The following is a 15,147-nucleotide window of genomic DNA, read 5'->3' on the forward strand; positions in this document are numbered from 1 at the left end:
GAATCCGGAGCGCCCAGAATGGAAGTTCAATCTCGATCAGTCACACTCATTGGTGTTCCGGTAGAGGAAGGCTCGGGCCGGCGCGGGGCGGCGATGGGGCCGGCAGCGCTACGCATTGCCGGTGTGGACCAGACACTGATAGACCTCGGCCATGATGTGCGCGATGAAGGCGACATCCACGTCGTTCCGGCACGTGACCTTCCGAACCATCCGAAGGCGCACAATCTGCGTCTCATTGGCGCCTATACGCGTGCGCTCGAAGCCAGCACCTACGAGGCCGCTGCGGCCGGACGCTTTCCGCTGATTCTCGGCGGCGACCACAGCCTGTCGATGGGCAGCGTCTCCGGCATGGCACGTTACGCGGCCGAAAAAGACCGCCCGCTCTTCGTGCTCTGGCTCGACGCCCATTCCGACTTCAATTCGCCGGCGACGTCGCCTTCCGGCAATATGCACGGCATGCCCGTCGCTTTCTTCAGCGGTCAGGCTGAGGTCGCCGAAATCCTGCCTAAGGACCGGCCCCTCGTTGACCCGCGCAATGTGTTCCAGGTTGGCATCCGCTCCGTCGATCCGTCCGAACGCGTGGAAATCCAAAAGCACGGCGTCAACGTCTTCGACATGCGCTCGATCGATGAGCAGGGCATCGCAGCCACCATGCGCCATATCGTCAGCACAATCGAAAAAGCGAACGGCCTTCTGCATGTAAGCCTCGATGTCGATTTCCTCGACCCGGATATCGCACCTGGCGTCGGCACCACCGTCCCGGGCGGCGCGACATTTCGCGAAGCGCACCTCGTCATGGAAATGCTTTCCGACAGCGGGCTCGTTTCGTCGCTTGATCTCGTCGAGCTCAACCCGTTTCTGGACGATCGCGGCAAGAGTGCCCGCGTTCTCGTGGAACTGACGGCAAGCCTCTTCGGCCGCCGCATCTTCGATCGTCCGACACGCGCCGCATAAGGGGAAGCAGCCATGAGCACATCCGCAGATCTGATCGCCACCGAACACCAGCTTGGTGCGCATAACTACAAGCCGCTCGACGTCGTCCTGACCCGCGGCGAAGGGGTGTACGTCTGGGATACGGACGGCAAGCGGTATCTAGATTGCCTTTCCGCCTATTCGGCGGTCAATCAGGGACACTGCCATCCGAAGATCCTGGCGGCGATGGTCGAACAGGCCGGAAAGCTCACTCTTACCTCGCGCGCATTCCGCAACGACCAGCTCGCACATCTCTATGAGGAGCTGGCCACGCTCACCGGCTCTCACAAGATCCTGCCGATGAACTCCGGCGCCGAAGCCGTTGAGACGGCCATCAAGGCGGTTCGCAAATGGGGCTATGAAGTAAAGGGCGTTCCGGAAGGAAAGGCGGAGATCATCGTCTGCGCCGATAACTTCCATGGCCGGACGCTCACTATCGTCAGCTTTTCCACCGATCCGGACGCACGTGCCGGCTTCGGCCCCTATACGCCAGGCTTTCGCATGGTTCCCTTCGGCGATGCGGAAGCCTTCGCCGCCACCATCAACGAGAACACCGTTGCCGCCCTCATCGAGCCGATCCAGGGCGAAGCCGGTGTCATCATCCCGCCTGAGGGATATTTCAAGCGTGTCCGTGAGTTGTGCACCGCCAACAACGTCACGCTGATCCTCGACGAGATCCAGACAGGTCTCGGCCGGACGGGCAAATTCCTGGCGGAGGAGCATGAGGGCATTGAAGCCGACGTGACGCTGATCGGCAAGGCGCTTTCCGGTGGTTTCTATCCGGTATCGGCCGTCCTTTCCAACTCGGAAGTTCTCGGCGTGCTGAAACCCGGCCAGCATGGCTCGACGTTTGGAGGCAACCCTCTTGCTTGCGCCGTCGCCCGCGCGGCGCTGAAGGTGCTCACTGAGGAAGGCATGATCGAAAATGCCGAGAAGATGGGTGCATACTTCCTCGACGGCCTGAGGTCGATCCGCTCCAACATCGTCAAGGACGTGCGCGGCCGCGGCCTGATGATGGCGATCGAGCTGGAGCCGGAAGCAGGCGGCGCGCGGCAGTACTGCTATAATCTCAAGGAACGGGGCCTGCTGGCAAAGGATACGCATGAAAATACGATCCGCCTGGCGCCGCCGCTCGTCATCACCAAGGAACAGGTGGAATGGGCGATCTCTGAGATCGAGAAGACGATCGCATAAGGCAAGCACCTTCTCGTTTCTATTGTTGATGCAAGACGGCGAATGAACCCAAAAACCTTGTGGTCTCCTGTGACAATTTAGATTTGTGCAACACTCTTCCGGTAATGTCCCGGATAACCGTAACGAGGCCTCGAAGATCATTGCGAGGGCGTCGCGTGGTGTGAAGGCACGGGGTGTTCGCGCCAATGGTGGCGCAGCCGCTTCTGCCGGGCTTGGGAAGACTTTCTAATGACGACGATCAACTCAAATAACTTCAGCGGCGACACTCTCGAAATCATCGCATTCCGCCTGCATGATCAGGAGTTCTGCGTAAAGACGACCACCATCCGCGAAATCCGCGGCTGGGCGCCCTCGACGCCGATCCCGCATGCGCCCGCCGATGTCATCGGCGTCATGAACCTTCGCGGCTCAGTTATCCCGATCATCGATCTCGCCTATAAGCTCGGCATGAAGAGCACCGTCGCCAATGAGCGAAGCGCCATCGTTGTCGCCGAAGTGCACAGCATGGTCATCGGCATGCTTGTCGACCGCGTCTCCGACATTCTGACGATTGCCTCCAGCCAGGTTCAGCCCGTACCGGAAGTGACGGCATCCTTCGATCGCGCTTACTGCGAAGGGGTCATCGCCTCGGAGAACGGCATGATCTGCTTCCTGAACCTTGCCAAGATGTTCAAGGAAAACGAAACCGACGAACTGGCAGCGTAGCCACCGAAGCATGATTTCCGGAGAAGCCGCCGCAAGGCGGCTTTTTTCATGGTGGCGCATCATTAAAAAACACGCGCCGACGCGCGTGCCTTGATTTTCGAGAATGGTCAAAATCAACCGAACAGCGCAAAGGTTGCCTTCAGCGTGACCCATACGCCCCAAAGCAGCGGGATGCCGACGACGGCCCAGGCAAGCAGAGCCTTCGCGTCGAAGCCGCCTTTGCCGATACCGAACGAGCCGGTCGGGCCTATGCTTGCGGCTGCGGATTTCGCCTGAAGTGCTGCGACCTCCTCATCGGACATGAACCACTTGCTAGCAAGCGGCCGGACGAGGGCGTTGGCAATCAGACCCAGCGCCAGCATGCCAGCCAGGATATACATGGTCCCTGTGTAGAGAGCCGGTCCCGGCGCAACACCGGCTGCTATCTGCGCTTCGCGAATATAGTTCACGACCACAGGACCAACGATGCCGGCGGTTGCCCACGCTGTCAGTAGGCGGCCGTGGATAGCGCCGACGAATTGCGTGCCGAAAATATCGGCAAGATAGGCTGGAATTGTCGAGAAACCGCCGCCGTACATCGAGAGTATGATGGCGAAGGCGAGGACGAAGAGCGCCTTGTTGCCCATGCCCGCAAAGGTTGGCGCAAGTGCATAAAGCGCGATACCGAGGATGAAAAAGCAATAATAGGTGTTCTTGCGGCCGATTCTGTCGGAGAGCGAGGCCCAGAAGAAGCGGCCGCCAATGTTGAAGAGGGACAGAAGTCCGGCGAACCCGGCAGCGATCGTGGCGATGGATGCTTTCTGCGCCGCGTCAAGCTGCGCAAAGCCAACATCCGGCAAACCGATCAGCGAACCAGCAAAGATTTCCTGCAACATCGGCGAGGCCATGCCGATAACGCCGATACCTGCCGACACGTTGAGGCAGAGCACCGCCCAGATCAGCCAGAACTGCTTCGTCCTGTGCGCATCGCGCAGGTGAACGTGCTTGGTGGTGATCATCGCGCTCTTGGCTGCAGGGGCGGTCCAGCCTTCCGGACGCCAGCCGGCGGGTGGAATGCGATAACCGAACGCACCGCCCATCATGAAGCCGAAATAGATGATCGCCATAACGATGAAGGTTTGCCAGACGCCAACCGAGGTGTCGGTCTTGAAATAGTTCATCAGAAGGTTGGCGAGCGGTGCGCCGATCATCGCCCCGCCGCCAAACCCCATGATGGCCATGCCCGTCGCCATGCCGCGGCGGTCCGGAAACCACTTAATGAGCGTCGACACCGGCGAAATGTACCCGAGGCCGAGACCGATGCCGCCGATGACGCCGGCGCCGAGCCACATCAGCCACAGCTGATGCGTCATCACGCCCAAGGCAGCAACGAGAATGCCGCCGCACCAGCAGCAAGCGGATACAAAGCCCGCTTTGCGCGGTCCGGAACGCTCCAGCCAGCCGCCCCAGATGGCGGCGGAGCAACCGAGCAGAACGAAGAAGAGGGTATAGATCCAGCCGAGGTCGGCGACACGCCAATCACATATCGTCGTGAACAGCGCGGACGCGAGCGTCAGATCGGGGCATGCCGTCGATGCCGTGATCCCGAGCGATTTCGAAAGCGGCAGCCAGAAGACGCTGAAGCCGTAAGCCATGCCGATGCAAAGATGTATGGCGAGCGCTGCCGGCGGCACAAGCCAGCGATTGAAACCCGGCTTAGCAATGATCCTCTCCCGATCAAGCAGGCCAAGTTCGGCTAAATCACCTGTGGTATCTGTGTCCGCTGCAGTCATGAATAATTCCTCCTGATTAAAGACTTTTCTTGCAATAATTCATGCTTGAGCAGGCGAAATGCCTGTGCCCCCTCCAGCGTGAAATCGATATTTATTTCCGGATTGATTCGGCCGGTTCGGGCCTGCGGATCAGAGGTGCGGCTTGAATGACGAGCGCGTTCAAGCGGTTGTCGTCCCTTTCGAGAATTTCAAACAATTGCCGCCGCATGCGCGGCTCCCAGAATTTGTTGATATGCGTCGCAACACCTTGAGCTGCCTCGCTCTCAGGCTGGCTCTTGAAAAAGGTCGCAATTTGGTTGGCCATGTAGACGAGCTTTGAATGCGGATCATGCGACATCGGCAATGCTTTCAGGCAAAATACGGTGCGGGTGGGTGAAAATCTCGAAGTCATCGCCGCGCACAAGCGCAACGAGCGTCATGCCGGCTTGCTCGGCAGTTCGGATGGCAAGAGCCGTCGGCGCAGAAATCGCGATGAGGACAGAGCTTCCCAGGATCGCGGCTTTCTGCACCATCTCGACCGACAGCCGACTCGTGACGGCTACAGCCCCCTTTGAGCCGGTCGTTCCGGTGCCAATGACAGCTCCACAGAGCTTGTCGAGTGCATTGTGCCTGCCGACATCCTCGCGAACGGCGAGCAAGCCTTTACCAGGAATGTAGAAGCCCGCTCCGTGGACCGCACGTGTTTCCCTGTGAAGCGGCTGCGCGGCATTAAGGAGCGAGACGGCTCGAACGATGTCGCCATGCGCCAGCTTGAGATCCGCAGAGGAAACATCGGGCACCGGACGGACAGCCTGATCGATCGATTCGATGCCGCAAAGCCCGCAACCAACCGGTCCAGCCATGCTGCGTCGGCGCGCACGCAACGCGTCGGCGACATCGTCTGTCAGCGTTACCTGGACATCGATACCCTGCGGCTCATCGACGATTTCGATTGCGGAGATCTGGCCCGCGTCCTGGATTATGCCTTCCGTCAGGCTGAATCCGATCGCAAAGTCTTCTATGTCCTCCGGCGTCGCCATCATTACCGCATGCGCCGTGCCGCCGTAGGAAAAGGCAACCGGTATCTCCTCCGGCACGACGCGCTCACCCGGCATCACGACCCCGCCCTTTCGGGCGATGCGTTTGACGGAAATGCGCGCCGCCCGCCTTTCCATTATTCGGCCGCTTCCAGCTTGCCGGCAATGCGACGGCTTTGGCGTGCCTGCTCGTCATATTCGGTCTGCCACTGTGAAGGGCCGTTCGATGGCGAGACCTGTACCGCCGTCACCTTGTATTCCGGGCAGTTCGTCGCCCAGTCGGAAAAATCGGTGGTGATGACGTTTGCCTGCGTGTTCGGATGATGGAAGGTCGTGTAGACGACACCGGGTGCGACGCGATCGGTAATCAGCGCCCGCAGCGACGTATCGCCGGAGCGGCTGGCAAGCTTCACCCAGTCGCCATCGCGAATACCGCGCATTTCGGCATCATGCGCATGGATTTCCAGCCGGTCCTCGGTATGCCAGACGACGTTGTCGGTGCGCCGCGTCTGGGCGCCGACATTATACTGGCTGAGGATACGGCCGGTCGTCAGCAGAAGCGGGAAGCGCGGTCCGGTCCGTTCGTCAGTCGCGACATATTCCGTCCGGATGAACTTGCCCTTGCCGCGAACAAAGCCGTTCACATGCATGATCGGCGAACCTTGCGGGGACTTTTCGTTGCAGGGCCACTGAACCGATCCCATCTTTTCCAGGTAGTCGTATGAAACCAGCGCGAAGCTCGGTGTCGTTGCCGCGATCTCATCCATGATCTCGGACGGATGCTGGTAATTCCAGCTGAGCCCCATGGCTTGTGCCAGCTTCTGCGTCACCTCCCAATCGCCATAACCGTTGCGGGGCGTCATGACCTTGCGCACGCGGTTGATACGACGCTCGGCATTGGTAAAAGTGCCGTCCTTTTCCAGGAAGGTCGAGCCCGGCAGGAAGACATGCGCGTAGTTTGCCGTCTCGTTCAGGAAGAGATCCTGAACCACGACACATTCCATTGCAGCAAGACCGGCCGCCACATGCTTCGTATCCGGATCGGATTGGAGAATGTCCTCGCCTTGGACATACAAACCCTTGAACGTGCCATCCACGGCGGCGTCCAGCATGTTCGGGATGCGAAGTCCGGGTTCGTTGTTGAGTTTGACGCCCCACAGCTTTTCGAAGATATCGCGCGTCGCATCGTCCGAGATATGGCGGTAACCCGGCAGCTCGTGCGGGAAGGAACCCATGTCGCAGGAGCCCTGCACATTGTTCTGGCCGCGCAGCGGGTTAACGCCGACGCCCGGACGGCCGATATTGCCGGTCGCCATCGCCAGGTTTGCGATCGCCATAACGGTCGTGGAACCCTGGCTGTGCTCGGTGACGCCGAGGCCGTAGTAGATCGCCCCGTTTCCGCCGCGCGCATAAAGGCGCGCTGCGCCACGTACGGATTGCGCCGGAACGCCGGTGAACTTCTCGGTCTCTTCCGGGCTGTGATAGGGCTCCGAGACGAAAGCCGCCCAATCTTCGAATTCAGACCAATCGCAGCGCTCGCGAATGAAGGCTTCGTCATAGAGCCCTTCGGTCACGATCACATGCGCCAGCGACGTCATGACGGCGACATTTGTGCCAGGCTTCAGGGGCAGGTGATAGGCGGCCTCGACATGCGGTGTTTTGACGAGATCGATGCGCCGCGGGTCGATGACGATCAGCTTGGCGCCCTGACGCAGCCGTTTTTTCAGTCGCGAGGCAAAGACCGGATGGCCGTCCGTCGGATTGGCACCAATGACGATGACGACATCCGAATCCTCGACACTGTCGAAATTCTGGGTACCGGCAGAGGTGCCGAAGGCCTGGCCAAGGCCATAGCCCGTCGGCGAATGGCAGACGCGAGCGCAGGTATCGACATTGTTGTTGCCGAAGCCCGCGCGCACGAGTTTCTGAACGAGGAACGTCTCCTCGTTCGTGCAACGCGACGACGTTATGCCGCCGATCGAATCGCGGCCATACTGATACTGGATGCGGCGGAATTCCGACGCCACGTGCGCAAAAGCCTCGTCCCAGGTCACTTCACGCCAAGGGTCGGTGACCTTCTCGCGGATCATCGGATTGAGGATCCGGTCCTTATGCGCCGAGTAGCCATAGGCAAAACGCCCCTTGACGCAGGAATGTCCGCGGTTGGCCTGGCCGTCCTTCCACGGCACCATGCGCACCAGCTCCTCACCGCGCATCTCCGCCTTGAACGAGCAGCCGACGCCGCAATAAGCACAGGTGGTCACCACCGAATGTTCCGGCTGGCCGATTTGGATGACCGATTTTTCGGTCAGCGTCGCCGTCGGGCAGGCCTGCACGCAGGCACCGCATGAAACGCATTCGGAATCGATGAAGTGCTCGTGCATGCCCGGCGAAACGCGCGAGCCGAAACCGCGGCCCTCGATCGTCAGCGCAAAGGTTCCCTGCACTTCCTCGCAGGCACGCACGCAGCGGGAGCAGACAATGCACTTTGACGGATCATACGTGAAATACGGGTTCGACTCGTCCTTCGGCATCCATTTGAGATTGTTGTCGCCGTTGTTGCGTGCCTTGACGTGATTGTCGCCTTCATAACCGTAGCGAACGTCGCGCAAGCCGACGGCGCCTGCCATATCCTGCAACTCGCAATCGCCGTTGGCAGCACACGTCAGACAGTCGAGCGGGTGATCGGAAATGTAGAGCTCCATCACCCCGCGGCGAATATCCTTGAGGCGTCCGGTCTGCGTATGGACCACCATGCCCGCTGCAACCGGCGTCGTGCAGGATGCGGGCGTCCCATTACGGCCTTCGATCTCCACGAGACAGAGGCGGCAGGAACCAAAGGCGTCGACCATATCGGTCGAACAAAGCTTCGGCACTTGAATTCCGGCCTCCATCGAGGCGCGCATGACGGACGTACCCTCCGGCACGCTGATCTGACGGCCATCGATGGTCAGCGTCACGCTTGTTTCGGATTTCGAAGCTGGGGTGCCGTAGTCGATTTCGTGAACGAGAGACATGGATCCTTACTCCGCCGCTTCGATGAGGGGTGTTGGCACGAAATCGTCCGGGAAGTGCGTCATCGCGCTCGTCACCGGATAGGGCGTGAAACCACCGAGTGCGCAAAGCGAACCGAATTTCATGGTGTTGCAGAGATCGGCGAGTAATGCCCGGTTCTTCTCCGGCTCGATTCCTTGCGCGATCTTGTCTGCGGTTTCGACGCCGCGCGTGGAGCCGATGCGACAGGGCGTGCACTTGCCGCAGCTTTCGACCGCACAGAATTCCATGGCGAACCGCGCCTGTTTCAGCATGTCCACGGTGTCGTCGAATATGACGATGCCCGCATGGCCGATGAGGCCGTCCTTGGCAGCAAAGGCTTCGTAGTCAAAAGGCGTATCGAAGAGTGTCCTTGGGAAATAGGCACCAAGCGGACCGCCGACCTGCACCGCCTTCACCGGCCGGCCCGTTGCTGTCCCGCCGCCGATCCTGTCGACGATATCGCCGAGTGATAGCCCGAAGGCCGTCTCATAAAGACCGCCATGCTTGACGTTCCCGGCGATCTGCAGCGGGATCGTGCCGCGCGACCGGCCCATCCCGAAATCGCGGTAAAAAACAGCCCCTTTGTCCAGGATGACCGGCACGGAGGCCAGCGAGATCACGTTATTGATGACCGTGGGACAGGCAAAGAGTCCCTTGTGCGCCGGCAGCGGCGGCTTGGCGCGCACGACGCCGCGCTTGCCTTCCAGGCTGTTCAGCAGCGACGTTTCCTCGCCGCAGACATAAGCGCCCGCGCCGGTCCTGACTTCAATATCGAACGCGCGGCCAGAACTGAGTACCGAAGCGCCGAGAATGCCGGCGCCGCCGGCGACCTCGACCGCTTCCGTCATTGTCGCGATCGCATGGGGATATTCCGAGCGGATATAGATGAAGCCCTTCGTCGCACCCGTCGCGAGCCCGGCAATTGCCATGCCTTCGATCAGCACGAAGGGATCACCCTCCATGATCATGCGGTCTGCGAAGGTGCCGCTGTCGCCTTCGTCTGCATTGCAGACGATGTATTTCCGCTCGCCCGCGGCATCGAGTACCGTCTTCCATTTGATGCCGGTTGGAAAACCAGCACCGCCGCGGCCGCGAAGACCGGAATCGGTCACCTCCTTGACCACGTCTGCGGGAGCCATGGCCGCCGCGCGGCGAAGGCCGGCAAGGCCGCCATGTGCCTCATAATCTTTCAGAGAAAGCGGATCGACGACGCCGCAGCGGGCGAAGGTCAGGCGGGTCTGTTCCTTGAGGAATGGGAGGCCTTCGACCTCCCCCAGACAGAGCGCGTGATCGCCGCCGCTGACCAACCCCGCATCGAAAAGTGCAGCGACATCCTTCACTTTTACCGGCCCGTAGCCGATACGCTTGCCGGATACCTCGACCTCCACCAGAGGTTCTAGCCAGAACATTCCGCGCGAGCCGTTGCGCACGATCTTCGCATCGATGCCGCGGGCTGCGATCTCCTGGGTAACCGCTTCAGCCACCTTCTCGGCACCGAGCGCTAGCGCTGCGGCGTCGCGCGGAACAAAAATTGTCACGCTCATCGCCGCACCTGCGCAACGAGGTCGGCAATTGTCTCATCATCGACCCGCCCATAGAGCTCGCCGTCGAGCATGGCTGCGGGCGCGCAAGCGCAGAGCCCGAGACAGTAAACTGGCTCCAAGGTCACGCTGCCGTCGAGCGCGGTCTGATGGAAATCGACACCGAGCAGTGTCTTCATACGATCGGCGACAGCATCGCCGCCCATCGACTGACAGGCCTCGGCACGACAGAGCTTCAGGACATGGCGGCCGGCAGGATGATCGCGATAATCGTGATAGAACGTCATCACACCATGCACTTCGGCGCGCGAGAGATTGAGCTCGCTCGCAATAACCGGCAGCGCTTCGTGCGGCACATAGCCGAATTCATCCTGCACTTCGTGAAGGATTGGAAGGAGCGGGCCTTCAAGAGAGCGCAAGGCACCAACAATCGCGCGCGTGCGTTCGGCAATATCGCCATTGGCGACATGAGCATTCATTTCGGCAGGCCTCCCGAGGCTTTGCTGTGTCGCTCACCGCAACGGCCTCCCCATGCCGATCCGGTATCTCGAAGGGAGTCTTTCAGGGAAACATCGAGCGATCAATAAAGCTGTTCCGTCGACTGATAGGAAATCTCTATCAGAGGCTTTCGCTCTCTGCGAGTATTCTCGCCTCGTGCAGCAACGCAGACACGAGAGGCGTAAAAGGCTCGCGATGTGTGGCGACCAAGCCCACCGAATGATGGGCCGCCGGCTCGACAATCGGAATCATGCGTATTTCGGCCGGAAATCCAAAGGATTCAGCGACATTACGCGGCATGATGCTCGCCCAGCGCCCGGTTCTGACGTGAGAAAACAGCACGATCATCGAACCGGATTCCAAAGTGGGATGCGCGCTCGCGCCCGCTTCCGCGAGGTGCCGGTTGATAATGCGGCGGTTCTGCATGTCAGCCGTCAATAGGCAAAGCCGAAGGTCGCCCACTTCGCGCCAGGTCACGGTCTCGCGATCGGAAAGCGGACTTCCAGCGGCAGTGATCAGGTGATAGCGCTCGGCATAAAGCGGCACGGTCGTTACACGCCCAAGCGGCTCGTTTTCAAGATAAGTCACCCCGGCGTCGATCTCGAGATTTTCGAGCATGCTCAACACCTGCAGCGAATTGCGCGAAACGATGGAGAAGGTGACGTCCGGGTGTCGTTCCTGAAAAGGCGTCGTAATACGCGGTAGCATCGCCAAAGCTGTCGGAATGGAAGCAAGGCGCAGATGGCCGGAAAGACCTTTGCGCGCCGCGCGCATCTCTTCGCGCATGGTGCGCGTGTCACCGACGATGCGCCTTGCCCATTCGAGGACACGTTGGCCTTCCGGCGTCAGACCCTGGAATCGTGAGCCCCGCTGCACCAGCATGACGCCCAGTTGATCTTCAAGTTGCCGAATTGCAGCCGACAGCGTGGGCTGCGAGATGCCGCACTCCTCGGCAGCACGGCCGAAGTGCTTTTCGTTGGCAAGGGCAATGAAGAATTCAAGTTTGTCGATCATCCGGCCTTCCGCCCGCTTCGGGGACAAGCCATCTTTGGCGCTAGCCGCCAATAATCGCAAGGGCAGGAATCAGTCGGGGTCGGTCGCTTCGAACAAGCCGAAGAGAGAATCCAGGAAAATCGTCAGATTGGCATTGCCGATGCTGTAATAGACCAGCCGGCCTGCCCGGCGCGTGTTGACGAGGCCCTCCATGCGCAGCCGCGCAAGCTGCTGTGAAACCATCGCTTGCTGCATACCGAGCAATTCTTCGATTTGGCTGACCGTCTTTTCCTCGTTGGCGAGGATGCAGAGAATGAGAAGCCGGGTTTGATGCGCCATTGCTTTCAGCAGATCGCTTGCTTCGTGGGCTTTTACAGCAAGCTTCTGCAGTTCCTGGCCGGTTATTCCCGGTTCGGTCGTTGGCAAGGGCATTCTGAATCTCTGCTGGATGCACTTCAGGTAGCCGCAACGATAACATATCCACACGCCGGCATTGTACCCAATTGGCGAAATACCAAAAAAAGTCCAAACAAATCAGCAGATAAGCTGGCCACCGTTGATTTCGAGCACTTGGCCCGTGATGTAGCCGGAGAGCGATGGCGCAGCCAGAAAGAGATAGGCGGGCGCGCAATCCTCGGCAGTCCCGAGACGTTGCAGCGGTATGCCCTTGCGGGTCTGCTCCAGCTTCTCCGGCGAGGAATAACGCCCGTGGAAGTCGGTTTCGATCGTGCCGGGCGACACGCAATTGACCCGGATCGCATCCGGCGCCAGCTCGCGTGCGAGCGCTTTAGAATAAGTGGCGACGAAAGCCTTGGAGGCGGAATAGATTGCCGAACCGGGACTGCCGCCGGTCAGCGCCGAGATGGAAACCGTATTGACGATCGCCGCGCCGTGGGCTGCCCGCAACGCCGGCAGCAGCGCACGCGTGAGTTCGACGACAGATGTCTGGTTGAGTCTGACGATCGTGTCGTATTCCCTATCGGTCAACGTGTCTGCCAAAAACCGGCCGACCATGGTGCCGGCATTGTTGACGAGTGCGTGTACGATGCCGAAAGTATCCAGAGCTTTCGCTGCGAAAGCGGCAGTGCCGTTCGGGGCGAGAAAATCGGCTGCAACGAGAACCGCACGCCGCTCCTGCTCTGCCGTCAGCAGGAAATCCGGCAAATCCCTTTCGCCGTCGCGGCCAGTGTGAACCAGGACGTGCGCGCCGCAATCCAGGAACTGCCGCGCGACTTCGAGGCCGATTCCACGTCCTGCTCCGGTCACCACAACATTGCGATTCTCAAAAAGCTTGGGATGAAACACGCTTGAACCCTCCCGGCCCCGGCCGCCAGTCGCCGATTGCGCAATTTTCGCTTTAACATATGATCCGGCCCAACGAAAGAAAGGGAGCGAAACCATGTTTCTGTCCGGACGGCAGACGGAGATCCTCGATATCGCCAAAGCGGAAGGCCGCGTGCTGGTCGAAGATCTGGCATCGCGCTTCTCCGTCACGCCGCAGACCATCCGCAAGGATCTGAACGATCTTTGCGATGGGCATGTGCTGACGCGCATTCACGGCGGAGCGATTTTTCCTGGCGGGACGGAGAACGTGAAATACGAGGCGCGCCGCTCGATCGCCGCCAGCGAAAAACTCGCGATCGGCCGCGCGACCGCTGATCTCATTCCCGACAAAGCCTCGCTCTTTATCAATATCGGAACGACGACCGAGGCCGTCGGGGAAGCGCTCGTCGACCATCAGGAATTGATGGTGATCACCAATAACATCAACGTTGCCAGCCGCTTGCGCCTTTTTCCCTCGATCGAGGTCGTCATCGCGGGCGGCGTGGTGCGCCATTCGGATGGCGGCATCGTCGGCGAAGCAGCCGTCGATTTCATCCGGCAGTTCAAAGTCGATTACGCCGTCATCGGCGCTTCGGCGATCGATCCGGACGGTGCGCTTCTCGACTTCGATTTTCGCGAGGTGAAGGTCGCGCAGGCAATCATGGCGAATGCCCGCCACGTCGTCCTCGTTGCCGACTCCACCAAGTTCGAGCGCACAGCTCCGGTGCGCATCGGCCATCTGTCACAGGTCCACACCTTCGTCACCGACGACTGCAATGTCGAATCCCTCAGGAAGGTCTGCGCGGAAAGCGGCATCAATCTGATCGAAACCTCGGAAAAAGAATTGTCGTAGAGCGTTCGTTTGACATTCGATTTTCTTCGTTTTAGCGCTATATTGTTTCGTTTGATAGCCTGAGACTTGGAGAGCAATCGTGTGCAGCCAGATCTTCGACCTCTTCGTGATTGGCGGCGGGATCAACGAGCGGGTCTATGGCAAGGAACGGGTTGCTGGTCGAGATCGCCAACGCCTCGATCGAGGATCCGTCCGGGCGCATCTGCGATGTTATTTTCCCGATCGTCGGCAAGGACAAGCTGGCGGCGATCGTCAAGGAGAGCCACGCGGGGCGCTTGATCGGCGCATATATAAGGTGATGCGGTCATCCTGGGCCAATCATACCGGCGCATCTGCCCAGCCTGCTGCTTTCGGTTCTGGAATTCCGGTCGAACAACACTGTGTGGCGTCCGATGCTAGTGGCGCTGGATTGGATCAGGAGCAAGGTGGATGATGGCTGCCGGTTCGTGCCGATGGAGGATGTGCCGATTGACGAGGTTATTGCGGCCAGATGGCGCAATTCCGTCATAGATGACGATGGCCGTGTGAACCGGATCAGCTATGAGCTTTGCGTCCTCACCCGGTAATCTGTGCTTCCAGTGGACGTCCAGTGTAATCAGCTACGGCTGGCGGCGACTAGGGCATGCGCTGCATCACGGAGCAATCCAGTTGCCTCGCCGGGTTCAAACAGCTGCATGCTGACAAAGGCGCCGTTGATCAGAACCGCCAGTTGGCCGGCGAGCCGATCGGGTGCGGCAACCGCCAGCCCCTCGGCGATGGTCTTCAGACGCCGCCGCATCTCGCGCATGTGGGCTTCGGCGACCTTGCGGGCGGGGTGATCCGCTTCGGGGAACTCGGCCGCGGTATTGATCTGCGGGCAGCCCCGGTAATTTTCCCGCCCGACCCGTTCGCCGATCCACTCGAAATGGGCGACAAGCTCGGCCCAGGCATCGTCCGGATGCCGTTCCCTCACTCGATCCCAGGTGCTCCAAAAGTCCAGGTCCTCACGCTTGAGGAAGGCCGCGATGAGGTCGTCCTTCGTGCCGAAATGGCGATAGAGGCTGGTTTTGGCCACACCGGACTTTTCGACCACAAGATCGACGCCGACGGCGCGCACGCCGCGCCGGTAAAAGAGTTCCGACGCTGTCTCGAGAATCCTGTCGCGCACCTCGTTGCCGCCTGAGGCAGGGGAGTTCGTTGTGCTTTTCGTCATTCGTGCACCTCCAATTCCGCGACCATAACAGCAAACGGATTGACACGCTACA

At 60.0% G+C, this 15,147-nt stretch carries 15 protein-coding genes; 5 read left to right on the plus strand and 10 right to left on the minus strand.

Annotated elements, in window-relative coordinates; translation table 11 throughout:
• Positions 1 to 18: 18 nt before the first annotated feature.
• The 3 genes from rocF to QA644_RS17780 all read left to right on the plus strand — a co-directional run bounded on the left by rocF (position 19) and on the right by QA644_RS17780 (position 2,871).
• A complete protein-coding gene (gene rocF, locus QA644_RS17770; RefSeq protein WP_194728356.1) occupies positions 19 to 954 on the plus strand; it encodes an arginase in 936 nt (311 codons plus the stop codon).
• Positions 955 to 966: 12 nt separating this feature from the next.
• A complete protein-coding gene (gene rocD, locus QA644_RS17775; protein WP_074069883.1) occupies positions 967 to 2,166 on the plus strand; it encodes an ornithine--oxo-acid transaminase in 1,200 nt (399 codons plus the stop codon).
• A 228-nt stretch (positions 2,167 to 2,394) separates the two neighbouring features.
• A complete protein-coding gene (locus QA644_RS17780; protein ID WP_027511677.1) occupies positions 2,395 to 2,871 on the plus strand; it encodes a chemotaxis protein CheW in 477 nt (158 codons plus the stop codon).
• Between the two features lie 113 nt (positions 2,872 to 2,984).
• On the opposite strand, the gene QA644_RS17785 is transcribed toward QA644_RS17780, so the two are convergent.
• The 9 genes from QA644_RS17785 to QA644_RS17825 all read right to left on the minus strand — a co-directional run bounded on the left by QA644_RS17785 (position 2,985) and on the right by QA644_RS17825 (position 13,032).
• Entirely contained in the window at positions 2,985 to 4,643 is a 1,659-nt protein-coding gene (locus tag QA644_RS17785) for an OFA family MFS transporter (RefSeq protein WP_239596649.1), read from the minus strand.
• Positions 4,644 to 4,734: 91 nt separating this feature from the next.
• Positions 4,735 to 4,980, minus strand: a complete 246-nt coding sequence (locus QA644_RS17790) for a formate dehydrogenase subunit delta (RefSeq protein ID WP_074069886.1) — start codon at positions 4,978 to 4,980, stop codon at positions 4,735 to 4,737.
• Positions 4,970 to 5,797: a formate dehydrogenase accessory sulfurtransferase FdhD gene (fdhD, locus tag QA644_RS17795; RefSeq protein WP_283069792.1), complete on the minus strand. Its 828-nt coding sequence runs from the start codon at positions 5,795 to 5,797 to the stop codon at positions 4,970 to 4,972. Before fdhD ends, QA644_RS17790 begins: the two co-directional genes overlap by 11 nt.
• Positions 5,797 to 8,676, minus strand: a complete 2,880-nt coding sequence (fdhF, locus tag QA644_RS17800; protein ID WP_239596646.1) for a formate dehydrogenase subunit alpha — start codon at positions 8,674 to 8,676, stop codon at positions 5,797 to 5,799. The genes fdhD and fdhF overlap by 1 nt, the downstream gene beginning before the upstream one ends.
• A gap of 6 nt (positions 8,677 to 8,682) precedes the next feature.
• On the minus strand, positions 8,683 to 10,239 hold the full coding sequence (locus tag QA644_RS17805) for an NADH-quinone oxidoreductase subunit NuoF (protein WP_074069889.1): 1,557 nt from the start codon (positions 10,237 to 10,239) through the stop codon (positions 8,683 to 8,685).
• Entirely contained in the window at positions 10,236 to 10,715 is a 480-nt protein-coding gene (locus QA644_RS17810; protein ID WP_239596644.1) for a formate dehydrogenase subunit gamma, read from the minus strand. The genes QA644_RS17805 and QA644_RS17810 overlap by 4 nt, the downstream gene beginning before the upstream one ends.
• Before the next feature lie 139 nt (positions 10,716 to 10,854).
• Positions 10,855 to 11,748, minus strand: a complete 894-nt coding sequence (locus tag QA644_RS17815) for a LysR family transcriptional regulator (RefSeq protein ID WP_039846333.1) — start codon at positions 11,746 to 11,748, stop codon at positions 10,855 to 10,857.
• A 69-nt stretch (positions 11,749 to 11,817) separates the two neighbouring features.
• The gene (locus QA644_RS17820) at positions 11,818 to 12,159 is read right to left on the minus strand and encodes a metalloregulator ArsR/SmtB family transcription factor (RefSeq protein ID WP_074069891.1); all 342 of its coding nucleotides are present in this window, start codon (positions 12,157 to 12,159) and stop codon (positions 11,818 to 11,820) included.
• Between the two features lie 102 nt (positions 12,160 to 12,261).
• Positions 12,262 to 13,032: an SDR family oxidoreductase gene (locus tag QA644_RS17825; protein WP_239596636.1), complete on the minus strand. Its 771-nt coding sequence runs from the start codon at positions 13,030 to 13,032 to the stop codon at positions 12,262 to 12,264.
• Between the two features lie 94 nt (positions 13,033 to 13,126).
• Between QA644_RS17825 and QA644_RS17830 the strand changes: the two genes are divergently transcribed.
• Both QA644_RS17830 and QA644_RS17835 read left to right on the plus strand, forming a co-directional pair.
• A complete protein-coding gene (locus QA644_RS17830; protein ID WP_074069892.1) occupies positions 13,127 to 13,903 on the plus strand; it encodes a DeoR/GlpR family DNA-binding transcription regulator in 777 nt (258 codons plus the stop codon).
• Between the two features lie 137 nt (positions 13,904 to 14,040).
• Complete coding sequence (locus QA644_RS17835; protein ID WP_283069799.1) at positions 14,041 to 14,202, plus strand: hypothetical protein; 162 nt, start codon at positions 14,041 to 14,043, stop codon at positions 14,200 to 14,202.
• Between the two features lie 296 nt (positions 14,203 to 14,498).
• On the opposite strand, the gene QA644_RS17840 is transcribed toward QA644_RS17835, so the two are convergent.
• The gene (locus QA644_RS17840) at positions 14,499 to 15,095 is read right to left on the minus strand and encodes a TetR/AcrR family transcriptional regulator (protein ID WP_183930085.1); all 597 of its coding nucleotides are present in this window, start codon (positions 15,093 to 15,095) and stop codon (positions 14,499 to 14,501) included.
• Between the last annotated feature and the right edge of the window lie 52 nt (positions 15,096 to 15,147).

Origin of the sequence: Rhizobium sp. CC1099 (genome assembly GCF_029714385.1) — a bacterium.
GTDB lineage: Bacteria > Pseudomonadota > Alphaproteobacteria > Rhizobiales > Rhizobiaceae > Rhizobium.